The organism is Hymenobacter artigasi, assembly GCF_012275535.1.
Lineage (GTDB): Bacteria > Bacteroidota > Bacteroidia > Cytophagales > Hymenobacteraceae > Hymenobacter > Hymenobacter artigasi.
The window spans coordinates 812,701-827,317 of the sequence record NZ_JAAVTK010000001.1 but is presented as its reverse complement, the minus strand read 5'-3'; the positions used below and the strand labels follow the sequence as shown (position 1 = coordinate 827,317).

The 14,617-nt window shown below is 59.8% G+C and carries 13 protein-coding genes; 8 read left to right on the top strand and 5 right to left on the bottom strand.

Annotated features, from left to right (window positions below; translation table 11 throughout):
- Nucleotides 1-4: 4 nt before the first annotated feature.
- Both panD and panC read right to left on the bottom strand, forming a co-directional pair.
- Nucleotides 5-349: an aspartate 1-decarboxylase gene (gene panD, locus HBN54_RS03320; RefSeq protein WP_168671702.1), complete on the bottom strand. Its 345-nt coding sequence runs from the start codon at nucleotides 347-349 to the stop codon at nucleotides 5-7.
- A gap of 69 nt (nucleotides 350-418) precedes the next feature.
- Nucleotides 419-1,267, bottom strand: coding sequence for a pantoate--beta-alanine ligase (gene panC / locus HBN54_RS03315; protein ID WP_168671701.1), 849 nt, complete (start codon nucleotides 1,265-1,267; stop codon nucleotides 419-421).
- A gap of 119 nt (nucleotides 1,268-1,386) precedes the next feature.
- Between panC and HBN54_RS03310 the strand changes: the two genes are divergently transcribed.
- The 7 genes from HBN54_RS03310 to HBN54_RS03280 all read left to right on the top strand — a co-directional run bounded on the left by HBN54_RS03310 (nucleotide 1,387) and on the right by HBN54_RS03280 (nucleotide 8,946).
- On the top strand, nucleotides 1,387-2,199 hold the full coding sequence (locus HBN54_RS03310; protein ID WP_168671700.1) for a glycogen/starch synthase: 813 nt from the start codon (nucleotides 1,387-1,389) through the stop codon (nucleotides 2,197-2,199).
- On the top strand, nucleotides 2,183-3,679 hold the full coding sequence (locus HBN54_RS03305; protein WP_168671699.1) for a DUF4270 family protein: 1,497 nt from the start codon (nucleotides 2,183-2,185) through the stop codon (nucleotides 3,677-3,679). The genes HBN54_RS03310 and HBN54_RS03305 overlap by 17 nt, the downstream gene beginning before the upstream one ends.
- 71 nt (nucleotides 3,680-3,750) lie before the next feature.
- On the top strand, nucleotides 3,751-5,586 hold the full coding sequence (gene glmS, locus HBN54_RS03300; RefSeq protein ID WP_168671698.1) for a glutamine--fructose-6-phosphate transaminase (isomerizing): 1,836 nt from the start codon (nucleotides 3,751-3,753) through the stop codon (nucleotides 5,584-5,586).
- Nucleotides 5,587-5,718: 132 nt separating this feature from the next.
- Complete coding sequence (locus HBN54_RS03295; RefSeq protein ID WP_168671697.1) at nucleotides 5,719-6,102, top strand: RidA family protein; 384 nt, start codon at nucleotides 5,719-5,721, stop codon at nucleotides 6,100-6,102.
- Between the two features lie 80 nt (nucleotides 6,103-6,182).
- A complete protein-coding gene (locus HBN54_RS03290) occupies nucleotides 6,183-6,374 on the top strand; it encodes a hypothetical protein (RefSeq protein WP_168671696.1) in 192 nt (63 codons plus the stop codon).
- A gap of 153 nt (nucleotides 6,375-6,527) precedes the next feature.
- Entirely contained in the window at nucleotides 6,528-8,078 is a 1,551-nt protein-coding gene (gene gltX, locus HBN54_RS03285) for a glutamate--tRNA ligase (RefSeq protein ID WP_168671695.1), read from the top strand.
- A gap of 268 nt (nucleotides 8,079-8,346) precedes the next feature.
- Nucleotides 8,347-8,946: an alpha-ketoglutarate-dependent dioxygenase AlkB family protein gene (locus HBN54_RS03280; RefSeq protein ID WP_168671694.1), complete on the top strand. Its 600-nt coding sequence runs from the start codon at nucleotides 8,347-8,349 to the stop codon at nucleotides 8,944-8,946.
- On the opposite strand, the gene HBN54_RS03275 is transcribed toward HBN54_RS03280, so the two are convergent.
- Both HBN54_RS03275 and HBN54_RS03270 read right to left on the bottom strand, forming a co-directional pair.
- Nucleotides 8,943-9,155, bottom strand: coding sequence for a hypothetical protein (locus HBN54_RS03275; protein WP_168671693.1), 213 nt, complete (start codon nucleotides 9,153-9,155; stop codon nucleotides 8,943-8,945). The two genes, HBN54_RS03280 and HBN54_RS03275, sit on opposite strands and share 4 nt — an antisense overlap.
- A 202-nt stretch (nucleotides 9,156-9,357) precedes the next feature.
- Nucleotides 9,358-12,048 (bottom strand): TonB-dependent receptor, encoded by a 2,691-nt coding sequence (locus HBN54_RS03270; RefSeq protein WP_210427915.1) that lies wholly within the window; start codon nucleotides 12,046-12,048, stop codon nucleotides 9,358-9,360.
- A 612-nt stretch (nucleotides 12,049-12,660) separates the two neighbouring features.
- On the opposite strand from HBN54_RS03270, the gene HBN54_RS03265 reads away from it, so the two are divergent.
- On the top strand, nucleotides 12,661-14,040 hold the full coding sequence (locus HBN54_RS03265) for an FAD-dependent oxidoreductase (RefSeq protein ID WP_168671691.1): 1,380 nt from the start codon (nucleotides 12,661-12,663) through the stop codon (nucleotides 14,038-14,040).
- Between the two features lie 24 nt (nucleotides 14,041-14,064).
- Here HBN54_RS03265 and HBN54_RS03260 read toward each other — a convergent pair whose 3' ends face one another.
- Nucleotides 14,065-14,292 carry a hypothetical protein gene (locus tag HBN54_RS03260; protein WP_168671690.1) on the bottom strand — a complete coding sequence of 76 codons (228 nt, stop codon included), beginning with the start codon at nucleotides 14,290-14,292 and terminating at the stop codon, nucleotides 14,065-14,067.
- Nucleotides 14,293-14,617: the final 325 nt, after the last annotated feature.

Sequence of the window (14,617 nt, the reverse complement as noted above, 5' to 3'; positions counted from 1 at the left end):
TGGTTTAGAGACGGTTGTGCTCGTTGGGGAAAATAACCGTTGGCTTGTGCTGCCGGGCTTCGGCAAAATCGACCAGTGCGTAGGAGAATATGATGACGACATCGCCCACCGCCACTTTGCGCGCCGCCGGGCCGTTCAGGCAAATGGTGCCCGAGCCCCGCTCCCCGCGAATGGTATAGGTTTCGAAACGCTCGCCGTTGTTCACGTTCACCACGGTCACCTTTTCGTTCTCCACAAAATTGGCGGCATCCAGGAGGTCTTCGTCAATTGTCACGCTGCCCACGTAGTGCAATTCGGCCTGCGTGACCGTTGCATGGTGGATTTTGGACTTCATTACTTCAATGTGCATAGCTTGGCCCATTAGGTTTTGGTTGGGGGCACAAAGATAAACCCCGCCTCCGCCCCACATTAGTTGGGCCTACCCGCCCACTACCACGTTGTCAATCAGCCGCACGCCGCCCAGGTGAGCGGCCAGGCACAGCACCACGGCCCGGCCGGGCGCATACTCGGCCAGCGGCTGTAGGGTCTGGGCATCGGCGATTTCCACGTATTCGGGGGTAATGCTAGGCTCCTCGGCCAGCGCGGCCAACGCATCGGCCTGCACCTGGGTCGGGGCTACGCCCTGCTGCACCTGAGCAGCGGCGGCGCTCAACACCTGGTAGAGCAGCGGGGCCACGGCGCGGGCGGGCGCATCGAGCCGGCGGTTGCGCGAGGACATGGCCAGCCCATCGGCTTCGCGGATTGTCGGGCAAGCCACAATTTCCAGGTCGAACGAGAGGTCGGCCACCAGCTGTTTCACCACGGCCACCTGCTGCCAGTCCTTTTGGCCAAAATATGCCCGGTGTGGGCGGGCCAAGTGGAACAATTTGCTCACCACCGTGGCCACCCCGTTGAAATGACCGGGCCGGTGCGCCCCTTCCATCACTTGTTCCAAAGCGCCGAAATCGAACCGCAGCACCGTGGGCCGGGGGTACATTTCCTCCACCGAAGGCACGAATAAGGCCGTGCAGCCGGCTGGGGCCAGCAGGGCCGCATCGGCCTCCGGCACCCTCGGGTAGAGCCGAAAATCATCGGCATTGTTGAACTGCGTGGGATTAACGAAGATGGTGGCTATTACCTCATTACATTCGGCCCGGGCAACCTGCACCAGCTGGATGTGGCCGGCGTGCAAAGCGCCCATGGTGGGCACCAGTCCTACCCGTTGGCCAGCTTGGCGCGCCTGTTCGGTATAGGCCTGCAACCCGGCGGCGGTAGTTAGTATCTGCATAGAAGAGGAAGGCAATTGGAACGGCCACCAAAGTAGCTTTTGTTGAATTTCCGCTCAAAATTGTTTAATTTTGTGCACCCTTAGCATGGCCTTGTTCCATTCTCTTCAATAATTCCTTTATGTCGAAGCTACGAATCCTTTACGCGGCCACCGAAATTGACCCGTTTCTCCAGACCACCAAGGTGGCTGAAATGCTGCGGCGCCTGCCCGCCAGCATGCAGGAGATGGGCTGCGAAATCCGGATTTTCGTGCCACGTTTTGGCATTATCAACGAGCGCAAGAACCGGTTGCACGAAGTAGTGCGTCTGTCGGGCATCAACATTGCTGTTGGCGACGACGAAAAACCTCTGGTCATCAAAGTTGCCTCGATTCCGACGGCAAAGTTGCAGGTTTATTTTATCGATAACGAAGATTATTTCCATCGCAAGTCGGCTTTGGTCGACAAAAACGATAAATTCTACGCCGACAACGACGAGCGCGCCATCTTTTTCTGCAAAGGCGTACTCGAAACCGTGAAGAAGCTGGGCTGGTCACCCAACATCGTACACTGCTCCGACTGGATGACCGGTCTGATTCCGTTGTACCTGAAAACCACCTACAAAAAAGACCCGGTGTTCAAGGATGCCAAGTCGGTATTCTCGATTTACAGCAACGAGTTTATGGACAAATTTGAAGGTAACATCCTCGAAAAAGCCAAGATGCTCGACATCGACGACTCCATGATGGCTTCGTTGAAAACGGCTGATTTTAGCGGATTTATTAAAATGGGCATGGAGTATGCTGATACCGTGGTGCGGTCCGACGAAGATTTTTCGGACAACATGAACGGCATGTTTCACGAATACGCCCTGCACAACAAGCTCAGCCAGGTGGCTACCGACGAAAACCTGCACTCTTCTTACCTAGCGCTCTACAATGAATTGGCTAACTAGCCGCTGTGCCCCTCTGGTGGCGTTTGCCGCACTGGCCCTAACGGGCTGCGACACGGGCACCGCCCTCAACGTGGACCTGCCTGATACCACGGGCATCAGCACTCAATACTTGGACCTGCCCGTGACGAGCGGTACCGTGCGCCTTGCGCCGGTGCAAAGCCTGAAAACGGACCGTTTCCTCATCGGTCGTCTCAACGACAACGTGGCTGGCGTGACCGAAGCCCGGGCATATTTCAACGTGCTCAACGGTGCGGTGGCCGATTCGCTGCCTTCTAAATTCACCGCGCCGGTCTTGGATTCGGTGGTGGTGGTGCTGGGCTTCGACAAGGTGAATGGCAGCACTACCCCGGTGCAGTACGATGTTTATCAGCTTGCTAACCCGCTCGACGACCGGCAGGTGTACGACGCGGGTACCAGCACTCCGCTGGGAGCGCTGCTGGGCCAGAACCTGACCAGCCGCCTCGACCGCACCCAGGTGCAAACCGTTACGGCAGCTATAGCGGCCACCGCCGCCAACCCCGCCGTTCCGGCAGTGACGACCATTGCGCCCGACCCCACCGTGCGCCTGATACTACAGCGCACTACGGCTGCTGCTGGTCAGCCCGCGGTGTCGTCAGCATTTTTCACTAATTTTTTCCAGCAGCTTCAGCAGGCCAATTTCACGCAGGCCAAGTTTACTTCGTTGCTGAAAGGCCTGGCCATTACCCCCAGCGCCAGCCACAACACCAATATCCTGAGCTTTGGCCAAAACGGCGTACCGCGCCTCGTTGTGTACTTCCACTCAACGGGCACTACCAGCAATGTGCTGAAGCACTTTTACCCGATTTATTTCGGGCCGGTATCTGCCTACCTGTCCAGCGGAACGTCCAGCGCCCGCGACCCCCGCTACTACACTCAGATTATTAACACGTTGCCCCCTGCACTCCAGGCGCTGGCTACTCGCCCTGGCTTCGTGGCCTCGGGCGACCTCAACAACACCAGCTACGCCCAGGAAGGCACGGGCCTAGGCACGCGTATTGCCTTCACCGGCCTGGCTGCTCTAGCCGCTAAGCCCGGACTGACCATAAACCGCGCTGAGCTGCGCGTACCGGTAAAGCCTTTTTCCAACGCGCTGTTTACCAACCCTACCCGGCTGTATGCCCTGGAAGTGAACACCGCGAATGAGGTACTGCAACGCATCGTGAACTATACGGCCGTTGACCGGGTAGTGCAGGCCGATGGAACGCCCCAGGTAGGTGCCGGCTTCCCGGCCTACAGCCTGCTGGTCGACGGCACGTCGAGCCAACCGTACTACAGCATTCCCGTTACTAGCTACTTACAAGCTTACCTGACTAATAAACTTGACACCACTCCCGATGCCCTGGTGCTGGTACCCAGCCTCCGCTCCTACGGTAACCTAACCTCGAATACCCTAACCCTTGACCGGGCTGCCATTGATGCCGCAAAAATAACATTGCGCGTATACTACTCCCAGCGTTAGCGCCAGGTGGGTGGCCTGTAGCCGGCCATCCTGCTTGATATCTAATTTTCATTAATTTAATCCTGTTTGCCATGTGCGGCATTGTTGCTTATTTGGGCCATCGTGAGGCCTGCCCCATCATCCTCAAAGGCCTGCATCGGCTCGAATACCGCGGGTACGACTCGGCGGGCGTAGCGCTGCTCAACGGCGACTTGAGTGTTTATAAGAAAAAGGGCAAAGTCGCGGAACTAGAAAATTTCCTGAGCGACAAAAACACCCACGCCAATGTGGGTATGGGACACACCCGTTGGGCTACCCACGGCGAACCCAACGATGTAAACGCTCATCCGCACTTCTCTACGTCAGAGCGCATTGCCATCATCCACAATGGCATCATCGAAAACTACGCGGCGCTGAAAACGCATTTGCAGTCGCAGGGCCATGTTTTCCATTCCGATACAGACACGGAAGTTTTCGTGAACCTGATTGAGGAAATTCAGAAGCAGAACCATTGCTCGCTGGAGGAGGCCGTGCGCCTGGCCCTGCATGAAGTGGTGGGCGCTTACGCCATCGTGGTGCTGAGCAAGGACGCGCCTAACCAGCTCATCGCTGCCCGCAAAGGTTCGCCGATGGTGATTGGCATTGGTGAAGGCGAGTTTTTCATTGCCTCCGATGCCACGCCCATTATCGAGTACACCAACGAAGTGGTGTATGTGAATGACTACGAAATAGTGGTTATCCGCGATGGCCAGCTGGAGATTCGCAGCAAGGAAGATGTGAGCCAGACGCCCTATATCCAGAAGCTGGAGATGGAGCTTGATTCCATTGAGAAGGGCGGCTACCCGCACTTCATGCTGAAAGAGATTTTTGAGCAGCCCCGCTCCATCCTCGACTCCATGCGCGGCCGCCTGGAGCTGGAAGCCGGCCACCTGAACATGGGCGGCATCCGGGCCTACGAGCAGAAGTTTATCAATGCCCAGCGCATCATCATCGTGGCCTGCGGTACTTCGTGGCACGCCGGCCTGGTGGCCGAATACCTGATTGAGGACCTAGCCCGTATTCCGGTAGAAGTGGAGTACGCGTCGGAGTTCCGCTACCGCAACCCGATTATCACGGAGCGCGACATCGTGATTGCCATTTCGCAAAGCGGTGAAACGGCCGATACGCTGGCTGCCATCGAACTGGCCAAGAGCAAGGGCGCGACCATTTTCGGTATTTGCAACGTGGTGGGCAGCAGCATTGCCCGCGCTACGGACGCGGGTGCCTACACCCACGCCGGCCCCGAAATCGGAGTGGCTTCGACCAAAGCCTTCACGGCCCAGGTTACCGTGCTCACGCTGCTGGCCATGATTATGGGTCAGAAGCGCGGCACCATCACCGACACCAAGCTGCGCGAGCTGATGGTGGAACTGGAGACGATTCCGTCGAAAGTAGAGAAGGCCCTGCTGCTGGATGCCCAGATTCAGGAGATTGCCGAGGAGTTCAAGGATGCCACAAACTTCCTGTACCTGGGCCGCGGCTATAACTTCCCGGTAGCGCTGGAAGGCGCACTTAAGCTCAAGGAAATCAGCTATATCCACGCCGAGGGTTACCCGGCTGCCGAGATGAAGCACGGTCCTATCGCCCTGATTGACGAGAACATGCCGATGGTGGTGATTGCCACCCGCGACGGTTCTTACGAGAAGGTGGTAAGCAACATTCAGGAGGTGAAAGCTCGCAAGGGCCGTATCATCGCCATCGTGAGCGAAGGCGACACGGTGATTCCAGCCATGGCCGAGTACGTGATTGAAGTGCCTCATACTTCGGAAGTGCTGATGCCGCTGGTGTCGGTAGTGCCGTTGCAGCTCCTCTCGTACCACATTGCCGTACTACGCGGCTGCAACGTCGACCAGCCCCGTAACCTGGCGAAGTCGGTAACGGTGGAGTAACGATAAAATAGTAAATACGTGAGCAAGTAAATTATTGCTCATTCAAGTAGTAGCCGCTGCCGGAAACGGAAGCGGCTACTGCCGTTATTTGCGGTTCAAACCTGCTCATATACCCACTTACCATTTTACCTTATGGCCCACCAGATTATCCTCACCGACCAGGCTCCGGCCCCTATTGGCCCCTACTCGCAAGCCGTGAAGGCCGGCAATACCGTCTACGTCTCGGGTCAAATTCCGCTTGACGCCGCCGGACAGCTGGTGGAGGGCGACGTGGCCGCCCAGACGCACCAAGTGCTGAAGAACATGACCGCCGTGCTGGCCGCCGCCGGCCTCACCCTGACCGATGTAGTGAAGTGCAGCATCTTCGTGAAAGACCTCAGCAACTTCGCCACCATCAACCAAGTATATGGCTCTTACTTCGATGAAGCCACCGCACCGGCCCGCGAAACCGTGGAAGTAGCCCGGCTCCCGCGCGATGTGCAAGTAGAAATTTCCTGCATCGCGGTAGGAACGTAGCACAAGCGCTAGCTTGCTCATACTACCGAACTGGCTTCATCGTTAGCCGCCAGAACAAGCTAATGCGCGTTCTACTGCTTATGAAAGAACTTGGACTCGGCCTGCTCATTATTGGGCTTATTTCGTTGGTGCTGCCGCTCATCAACCCCAATATTCACTACGTCTTTCTGACGTGGATTGACCAGTGGGGTACCGCAGTGGCCTGGGGCATCAGGGGCGGCATTACGCTGCTCGGACTGGTGCTCTGGCTGGGTTTTAAAAACCGGGACTGATTTTCATTTAACAATTATCATTTACCATTTGACAGTCGTTCTCATTGTGGCAGCTGGTCAGCCAGGACGGCTGTTAAATGATAATTGTTAAATGATAAATGACCCCGACCTTTGTGGCGCGTTCCGAACTCCGGGGCGCGCTTTTTTTCTGTTATGACCGAGAGAGAAGTTCGGGTGCGTTTCGCACCTTCGCCCACCGGGCCGCTGCACATTGGCGGCGTACGCACCGCCCTATACAACTACCTGCTGGCCCGCAAGCTGGGCGGCAAGATGCTGCTGCGCATCGAGGATACCGACCAGAACCGCTTCGTGCCCGGGGCCGAAGCCTACATTCTGGAGGCGCTGGCCTGGGTCGGCATCGTGATTGATGAAGGCCAGGGTGTGGGCGGCCCCCACGGCCCCTACAAGCAGAGCGAGCGCAAACCCATGTACAAGCAGTACGCCGACCAGCTCATCGCGGCCGGTCATGCCTACTACGCCTTTGATACCCCTGAGGAGCTGGACGCCATGCGCGCCCGCCTGCAGGCCGCCAAAGTGCCCAATCCGCAGTACAACTCCATTACCCGCGCCCAGATGCGCAACTCCCTCACCCTGCCCGAAGATGAGGTGAAGGCCCTGCTGGACGGCGGCGCGCAATACGTAATCCGGCTGAAAGTGCCCCGCAAAGAGGAAATCCGCTTTCAGGATTTGATTCGCGGCTGGGTGGTGGTGCATTCGAGCGCCGTGGACGACAAGGTGCTAATGAAGTCGGACGGCATGCCGACCTACCACCTGGCCAACATCGTGGACGACCACCTGATGGAGATTTCGCACGTTATCCGGGGCGAGGAGTGGCTGCCATCCGCGCCGCTGCACGTGCTGCTGTACCGCTACCTGGGCTGGGAAAACACCATGCCGCAGTTTGCCCACTTGCCGCTCCTGCTGAAGCCCGATGGCACCGGCAAGCTCAGCAAGCGCGACGGCGACCGCCTGGGCTTCCCGGTATTCCCCTTGGAGTGGCACGGCACCGACAGCGAAACCGGCGAAGCCACCGTCAGCAAAGGCTATCGCGAAGAGGGCTACCTGCCCGAGGCAATGGTGAATTTCCTGGCTTTTCTGGGCTGGAACCCTGGCACCCAGCAGGAGATTTTCTCAATGGATGAGCTGATTCAGGCCTTCTCAATTGAGCGGGTGAGCAAGTCGCCGGCCAAGTTCGACCAGAACAAGGTGAAGTGGTTCAACGAGCATTACCTGCGCGCCAAATCCAACGCCGAGCTAGCACCCTACCTGCTCACGGCCCTGCACGAGCACGCCATTGTGTGCAGTCAGGAGAAAGCCGAGCAGATTGTGGGGGTAATGAAGGAGCGAGTGAGCTTCCCGAAGGACTTCTGGCAGGAAGCCAAATATTTCTTCCAGGCCCCGACCGAGTACGACGAAACCGTGGTGAGCAAGAAGTGGAACGCTCCCGTGGCCGCCGCCCTCACAGCCTACGCCGAGGCGCTGCCCACCGCCCCTGAAGTTTCGGCCGAAGGCCTGAAAACCCTGTTCAACGATACGATGGCGGCCCAGGGCCTCAAGCCCGGCCAGGTGCTGCAAGCCCTGCGCGTGGCCGTGACCGGTGCCGCCGCCGGCCCCGACCTGTTCGAAACGCTGGTGATTTTGGGCGTGCCCGAGGTGGCCCAGCGCCTGCGAGCGGCTGTAGCCAGCATTCCGGTAGCGGCGTAATTGCCCCGGGCTTCGCGCCCACTAAACCCAGGCCTCCGGTCTGCACTTGTTCAGCACACGGCTCAGGCTGATGGTTGGGCGGGGGCAGGCCGGAGGTCTGTTTGTATCTGGTTTGTAGCCTGGTGTATTGCCCCCCCTTCAAAGGCACTCCCGCCACCGGGGCGCTTTACTGCCGTGGTGCCCGGGAGTTCTATTTGAATTATCGGACCGCATTTCTTGATTTATCGCTCATACCCGCGTGGGTTGACCCGAATATTTTTCGTTTGCTATGGCTCTCTTACCGTTGCCCCTACCCCAGGCCGAGCTGTTGTTCGACCCTGCTTTTTTACCGGCTACGGAGGCGGATGCACTGCTCGCGCAGCTTACCACCGCCGTGGCCTGGGAGCAGCGGTCCATCCGCATTTTTGGGCAGGAAATCCCGCAGCCGCGCCTCACTGCCTGGTATGGCGATGCGGAGGCCCGTTACACCTACTCGGGCCTGGCCTGGGAGCCGCGCCCCTGGCTGCCCGCCCTGCAGGCGCTGCGCCAGCGCCTTGAGGCCACCACCGGGGCCCGCTTCAACAGCGTGCTGCTGAACCTGTACCGCGACGGCCGCGACAGCATGGGCTGGCACGCCGACGATGAGCCCGAGTTAGGCCCCGCGCCGGCCATCGCCTCGCTTAGCCTGGGGGCTACCCGGCGCTTCCGCCTGCGGCCTCGGGCCGAGCTGGCCCACGCGCCCTTCGGCCTCGACCTGCCCAGCGGCAGCCTGCTGCTGATGCGTGGCCCCACCCAGCAGCACTGGCAGCACGCGCTGCCCAAAACCGCCCGGCCCATCGGCCCACGGCTCAACCTCACTTTTCGGTGGGTGGCGGGGGCAGCCGGCTAGTAGCGGATGCCCGGGTGGCCATGCAGGCGGGGGCAGTAGCCGTCGCCCACTTCGTACTCGCCCACTCGCAAAACCGGGGTTGAAAGGAGCTGTACTTCTTTTGCCTCGCCGGGTCGGGCGGCAGCTGGGGGCTCATCTGCGGGGAGGGATGACTCGGGCAAGGCGGCAGGTGCATGGGCCGGGCGGCTGGCAGCGGTAGAACGGGGCATAAATGGGGCGAATAATAGCGGTGAGAAGCGCTGGTTACCTCAACCGTGTTCCAGCTTGCTTACAGCTGCGGCACCCAGGCTTTTACAAGGAGTGTACCAGCCTGGCTAACAAGCGCCACAGTAGCAAAACCCCCTCATTCGGCAGCCATAAAAAAAGCCCCAACCAGAAACTGGTTGGGGCTTTCTGCCGGCAATTTTTTTTCTACTTGATATCGAACAGCAGCCCGAAATAGCCGATGCGGCCATAGCTGGGCGCGCCGTATACCTGCAGGTTGGCGGTATCGAAGAGGTTGGTGACGCCGGCCTGTAGCGTGGTGTGCAGGGCCTTGAGGGTGTAGCCCAGCTGGGCATCCACGGTCTGGGCCGTGGACACGGTGCCGGTGGCGAAGGTGGACTCGTAAACGAAGCTGTCGACCCAGCGGTAGTTCACGTTGTAGCTCAGGGCGCGGTTCAGCAACTGGCCATCGATGCCGAAGTTAAACTTATGCTTTGGCGTGTTGAAGAACGACTGCGTACCGGCCTTGAAATCTTTTGTGATGAGGTCGTTGTAGCTATAGTTGCCATTGAGGGTGAGGCCCGGAGCGAAGGCATAGCTCAGGGTGACGCCTGCGCCCTGGCTTTGCACGCGCTGGTCCACGTTGGCCGCAATCTGAATTACGCGCACGTTGCTGCCGGAAGCATTGGTGGTGGCCAGCTCGGCCGGCGCGGGGCGCGTGCCATCCAAGCGGCCCACAAAGTTCTGGGTGGCAATGAAGTTGTTATACGTGCTGTAGAAGTAGTCCACGTCGATGTACAGCTTCTTGAACAGCTCGGCGCGGTAGCCCACTTCGTAGCTGTTCACTTCTTCGAGGCGCAGCTTGTCGGCGTGGTAGAGGTTGGCGGCATCGGCCGGCGACGCGCCCTTGAGCACGTCCAGCGTGTAGCCGTCGAAGCCGCCGCGCACGTTGCCCAGCAGGAAGGCCCGGCCCACGTCGAGCTTGATGTACTGGTCGTTCTGCGTAGGTGCCCGGAAGGCGCGGCTAAAGCTGGCGCGGAAGTTCTGGAGCTTATCGGCCCCCGGCGAGAAAACAACCGAAGCCCGGGGCGAAAACGCGGTGCCGAAGTTCTGAAACTGGTCGACGCGGCCGGCGGCGGCCAGCTTCAGGTGGTTGTCGAACAAGGCTTTGGTGGCCTGGGCGTAGGCTCCGTACTCATAGTTTTTGATGCGTTCGCCACCCTTGGTATCCTCAAACAGGCTGCCATCGGAGCCCAGCAGGTACTGGCGGTAGGCCGCGCCCACGGTCAGGTCGGCAATGTTGTTGTTGAAAGTGTACTGGCCGCTGCCTTCGTTGAGAATGGAGCGAATAACCAGCAACGCGCCCTGCCCGGGCGTCGGGTCATGGATAATCTTATTGCGGGCATCGTTAAAGTCCTTGGTGCCGGGCTGCAGCAAGGTAGCCGCCGCCCCGGAAGCAGCGTTCGCAACGGGCAAGCCGGCGGCCAGGCCGCCCAGGTAGGTGGCCACGTAGCGCTGGCCGTAAGTGGTGGTGGTAGCGCCGGGCACTACCTGGTTTTGCAGGAAGCCTCCCAGGAAGCCGAGGTTGTACGAACCATCGGCCTGCGCCCCGGTGCCGCCCGAGAAATCGTGCGTTGTGAAGGCCCGCACAAACCAGTTGCGGCCTTCCAACTGCACCCGGCCCTGGTGCGCGCCCCCGTTCACGAAACGGTAGCGGCTGGCACTCTGGTACGTGGTGGTGGCGTTGGTGTACTTATAATCGGCCGTGGCCTTGATGCTGTTGGTGAGGAGCACCGACAAGCTGGGCGCGACTTTGTAGGAATGCGTTTTGTTGTCGCCGGCCACCAGCTCGCTTTCGGAGAAGCCGGGCAGAAACAAGGTTTTGCCGCGCAGCTCGGCCGGCGTCGGGATGGGCTGGCCCTGGGCATTGGTGTAGGGCTGGCGCGTGGCCGGGTTCACCAGCACATTGGCAAAAACATAGCCCGTGTTCACATCGCCGTAACGGCTCACCGCGTCGTAGCCCGCTGCCGAACCCTGCGGGTTGTTGGCCGGCTCAATCAGGGACGAAGTCGCGTCTTTATTGTCGGCGATAAAATCGTTGGCCACCGTGGCACCGCCCGATATTTTGAACGCCACCCGCTCGCCGATTTTGGTGGCGTAGCGCAGCTGGCCGTCCAGCAGGTCGCGGTTGCCGCCGCGCAGGCGCACCGTCAGGCCGGGGTCTTTGAAAGGGTCTTTCGAGTTGGTGAGCAGCACGCCGTTGAAGGCGTTGGCACCGTAGAGGGCCGAGGCCGGGCCGTGCACAATCTCCACGCTGGCCACGTCGAGCACCGGCGCACCCAGCAGGTTGCCGAAGTAGCTGCTCAGGCTGGGCACCTGCGTGTCCATGTAGTCGGAGAGCTGAATGACGCGCTCCGAGCGCGACGAGTTGAAGCCCCGCGTGCTGAAGCTAGTGGTGAGCAAGCTGGAGCTGCTCACATCAATGCCCTTGAAGCGGCCGAGGCCAGCCACCAAATCGGGGGTCGTGATTTGCTCCACCTGGCGCTGGTTGAGCTTTTCCACCGTTACCGGCACCTGGCCGATGCTTTCCTCTACGCGGGAAGCGGCCACCACTACCTGGTCGAGCACGGCGCTGGGGCGCAGTGTTACCACCAGCGCATTGTCGGGCTGGGCCAGGGTGAGCGTCTGGGTTTCGTAGCCCACAAAAGAGATGGACAGCACCTGCGGTCCCTTGGAAAAATCCGCTTTTATCTGAAACTGGCCTTCCTCGTTGGTGCTACCGCCGTTGTAGGTGCTTTTGAAGAAAATAGTAGCCCCTGGCAGGGGCATTCCGGCCTCCGTCTGCACGGTGCCGCTAATGGTTTGTGGTACCTGCGCCCAGCCAGTAAACGCCAGCATCAGGCATAGGATTAGAAAGAAGTAACGTTGTTGCATTATTCGGGAATTTTTAAAAATAGTATGCAAACCTACTACTTTTTCCCGATATCAAGCGCAGCATGCGCTTATTTCATTGTTCCGATAGTCGAGTTATCTATTCTGAATAATAATTAGTTAGTATCTGATATCGGGATGCCCGGTTAATTGCGGGTCGCCATCTTCCCCCACCAGGTAGTTTCCAATCTGCAGCATGGAGCGGACGGGAGCCGGTGGTAGCACGATGGGTTGCGTCCGTCGCCACGCCGCCGTGCTGGGCGCATATTGCCGGGCAGCTACCAAGGGCAACACCAGCACTGCCGTCCGAATCCGGGTCGCCCGGCACCGCCACCGCATATAGCCTACCCGCTTGTATCGGAATCGAAAATGTGTCATAGCAAAAATTGTTTTAGTTCTAATTCGTCAAAGGTCTGGCAAACGTTGTCTGACCAGCTGATTTTACGACCAATTATAAACTTTAAGCGATGAATGCAATTGATACCTCGTCGGGATTTTTGAGCCCGCCCCGCTAACCGCACGGGCCGTAGTAGCTTCGTCGCGGCTTCTGCCCCACCCCTACATCAAGCACCGCTCCCTATGGCCACCCCCGCCCCCGCCCACCCCACCACCGAACGCCTCACCGTAATGGGTGCCGGGCTGGTGGGTTCTTTGCTGTCGTTGTACCTGGCCCGCCGCGGGCACGCCGTGGAGGTGTTTGAGCGCCGGGGCGACCCGCGCCGCGCTGGCTTCCAGGAGGGCCGCTCCATCAACCTGGCCCTGTCGGACCGGGGCTGGAAGGCGCTGGGCGGCGTGGGCGTGGCCAACGACATCCGCCAGGTGGGCATTCCCATGAGTGGCCGCGTGATGCACGACGTGCAGGGCAACCTCACCCGCCAGCCGTATGGGCACGACGGACAGGCCATTTACTCCGTGAACCGGGGCCACCTCAACCGCCGCCTGCTCGACCTGGCCGAGGGCCAGACCGGTGTGACATTTAACTTCGGCCAGCAGTGCCTCGGCATCGACCTCAAAACCAAGGAGCTGCGCCTGCGCGACACCGAAACCCAGGAGGAGCGCACCGCGCCCTATACCCGCCTGTTTGGCACCGATGGGGCCTTCTCGGCGGTGCGCAGCGCCCTGCAGCGCACCGACCGCTTCGACTACTCGCAGGACTTTCTCGACTACGGCTATAAGGAGCTCACCATTGCCGCCGGCCCGGGCGGCGCGTGGCAGATTGAGAAAAACGCCCTGCACATCTGGCCGCGCGGGCAGTACCTCATGATTGCGCTGCCCAACCTCGACGGTTCTTTCAACGCCACGCTGTTTTTTCCCTACGAAGGGGCCGAGAGCTTCGCCGCCCTGCAAACGCCGGCCGAGGTCGCGGCCTTTTTCGACCGCGTGTTTCCCGATGCCGTGCCCCTGATGCCGGCCCTGACGGAGGAGTTTTTTGCGCACCCCACGGGCTCGCTGCTCACCATCAAGTGCTTTCCCTGGAAGTACAACGACGACGTGCTGCTGCTCGGCGATGCGGCGCATGCCATTGTGCCCTTCTACGGCCAGGGCATGAATGCCGGCTTCGAGGACTGCACGGTGCTCAACGCGCTGTTTGACGAGTATGGCGACTCGGCCTGGGACACCATTTTTGCCGAATTCCAGGCCGAGCGCAAGCCCAACAATGACGCCATGGCCGACCTGGCCCTCTACAACTTCGTGGAGATGCGTGACCGCGTGGCCGACCCCGTTTTCCTGCTTCAGAAGAAGATTGAGGCAAAAATCTCGGGCCAGTTTCCCGGCCAGTGGGCTCCGCTGTATTCGCAGGTCACCTTTTCCGACACGCCCTACGCCGAGGCCCTGGCCGCCGGCCAGCGCCAGGATGCCATCATGGCCCGCCTCATGCCCCACATTCAGGCCGAGGCCGACTACGACCAGCCGACGGTGCAGGCCCTGGTGCAGCAGGAAATGGCCGCCCGCCACTAACCTAGCTATTTTATTGCCAACTACTTAGCGCAGCGCCAGCGCGTAGCCGTCGAGGGGCAGCAGGGTGTCGGTCAGGTGATGGCACAGGGCGGCGTACGCATCGCGCTGGCTGGGGGCCAGGGTACGTCGCACGGCTTGCTGGTATTGCTGCCGGGCGGCGGCCGTGTCGGCAGCCGTTGCAGCCAGGGACAGGGCCTGGAACTTGGCGGCGGTGCAGGCCTGCACAGCATGTTGCTGAACATTATTGAGCATCAAGGCATCGGCAAGAAAACTGCTCACACGGCGAGCCTCGTACAACTGTCCGGAGAAGCCCGGAGTGAGGGTCTCATTGCGCGCTTCGGTTTGCGCTATCGTGAGCGGCTTGGGGTGGCCGGCAGCCCGGGCACCCGAAACGCTCATCCATCCCATCAAAATTAGTCCCAGGGTGCGTGTCCACATCATCATTCGAAAAGCTGAAGCACTTACTTCGGTAGCGACTTTATATATTGCGTATTATCCTTTTCAAAACTAAACCGTACCTCTTCCGGTACTTTCATACCTCCGGGTGTTTGCCGCGTTTTGCCCCCTGAGTGGTTAC

Coding starts and splice junctions, on each gene's coding strand:
- panD (WP_168671702.1), bottom strand. CDS start 349: ATGCACATTGAAGTAATGAAGTCCAAAATCCACCATGCAACGGTCACG.
- panC (WP_168671701.1), bottom strand. CDS start 1,267: ATGCAGATACTAACTACCGCCGCCGGGTTGCAGGCCTATACCGAACAG.
- HBN54_RS03310 (WP_168671700.1), top strand. CDS start 1,387: ATGTCGAAGCTACGAATCCTTTACGCGGCCACCGAAATTGACCCGTTT.
- HBN54_RS03305 (WP_168671699.1), top strand. CDS start 2,183: ATGAATTGGCTAACTAGCCGCTGTGCCCCTCTGGTGGCGTTTGCCGCA.
- glmS (WP_168671698.1), top strand. CDS start 3,751: ATGTGCGGCATTGTTGCTTATTTGGGCCATCGTGAGGCCTGCCCCATC.
- HBN54_RS03295 (WP_168671697.1), top strand. CDS start 5,719: ATGGCCCACCAGATTATCCTCACCGACCAGGCTCCGGCCCCTATTGGC.
- HBN54_RS03290 (WP_168671696.1), top strand. CDS start 6,183: ATGAAAGAACTTGGACTCGGCCTGCTCATTATTGGGCTTATTTCGTTG.
- gltX (WP_168671695.1), top strand. CDS start 6,528: ATGACCGAGAGAGAAGTTCGGGTGCGTTTCGCACCTTCGCCCACCGGG.
- HBN54_RS03280 (WP_168671694.1), top strand. CDS start 8,347: ATGGCTCTCTTACCGTTGCCCCTACCCCAGGCCGAGCTGTTGTTCGAC.
- HBN54_RS03275 (WP_168671693.1), bottom strand. CDS start 9,155: ATGCCCCGTTCTACCGCTGCCAGCCGCCCGGCCCATGCACCTGCCGCC.
- HBN54_RS03270 (WP_210427915.1), bottom strand. CDS start 12,048: ATGCTGGCGTTTACTGGCTGGGCGCAGGTACCACAAACCATTAGCGGC.
- HBN54_RS03265 (WP_168671691.1), top strand. CDS start 12,661: ATGGCCACCCCCGCCCCCGCCCACCCCACCACCGAACGCCTCACCGTA.
- HBN54_RS03260 (WP_168671690.1), bottom strand. CDS start 14,292: ATGCTCAATAATGTTCAGCAACATGCTGTGCAGGCCTGCACCGCCGCC.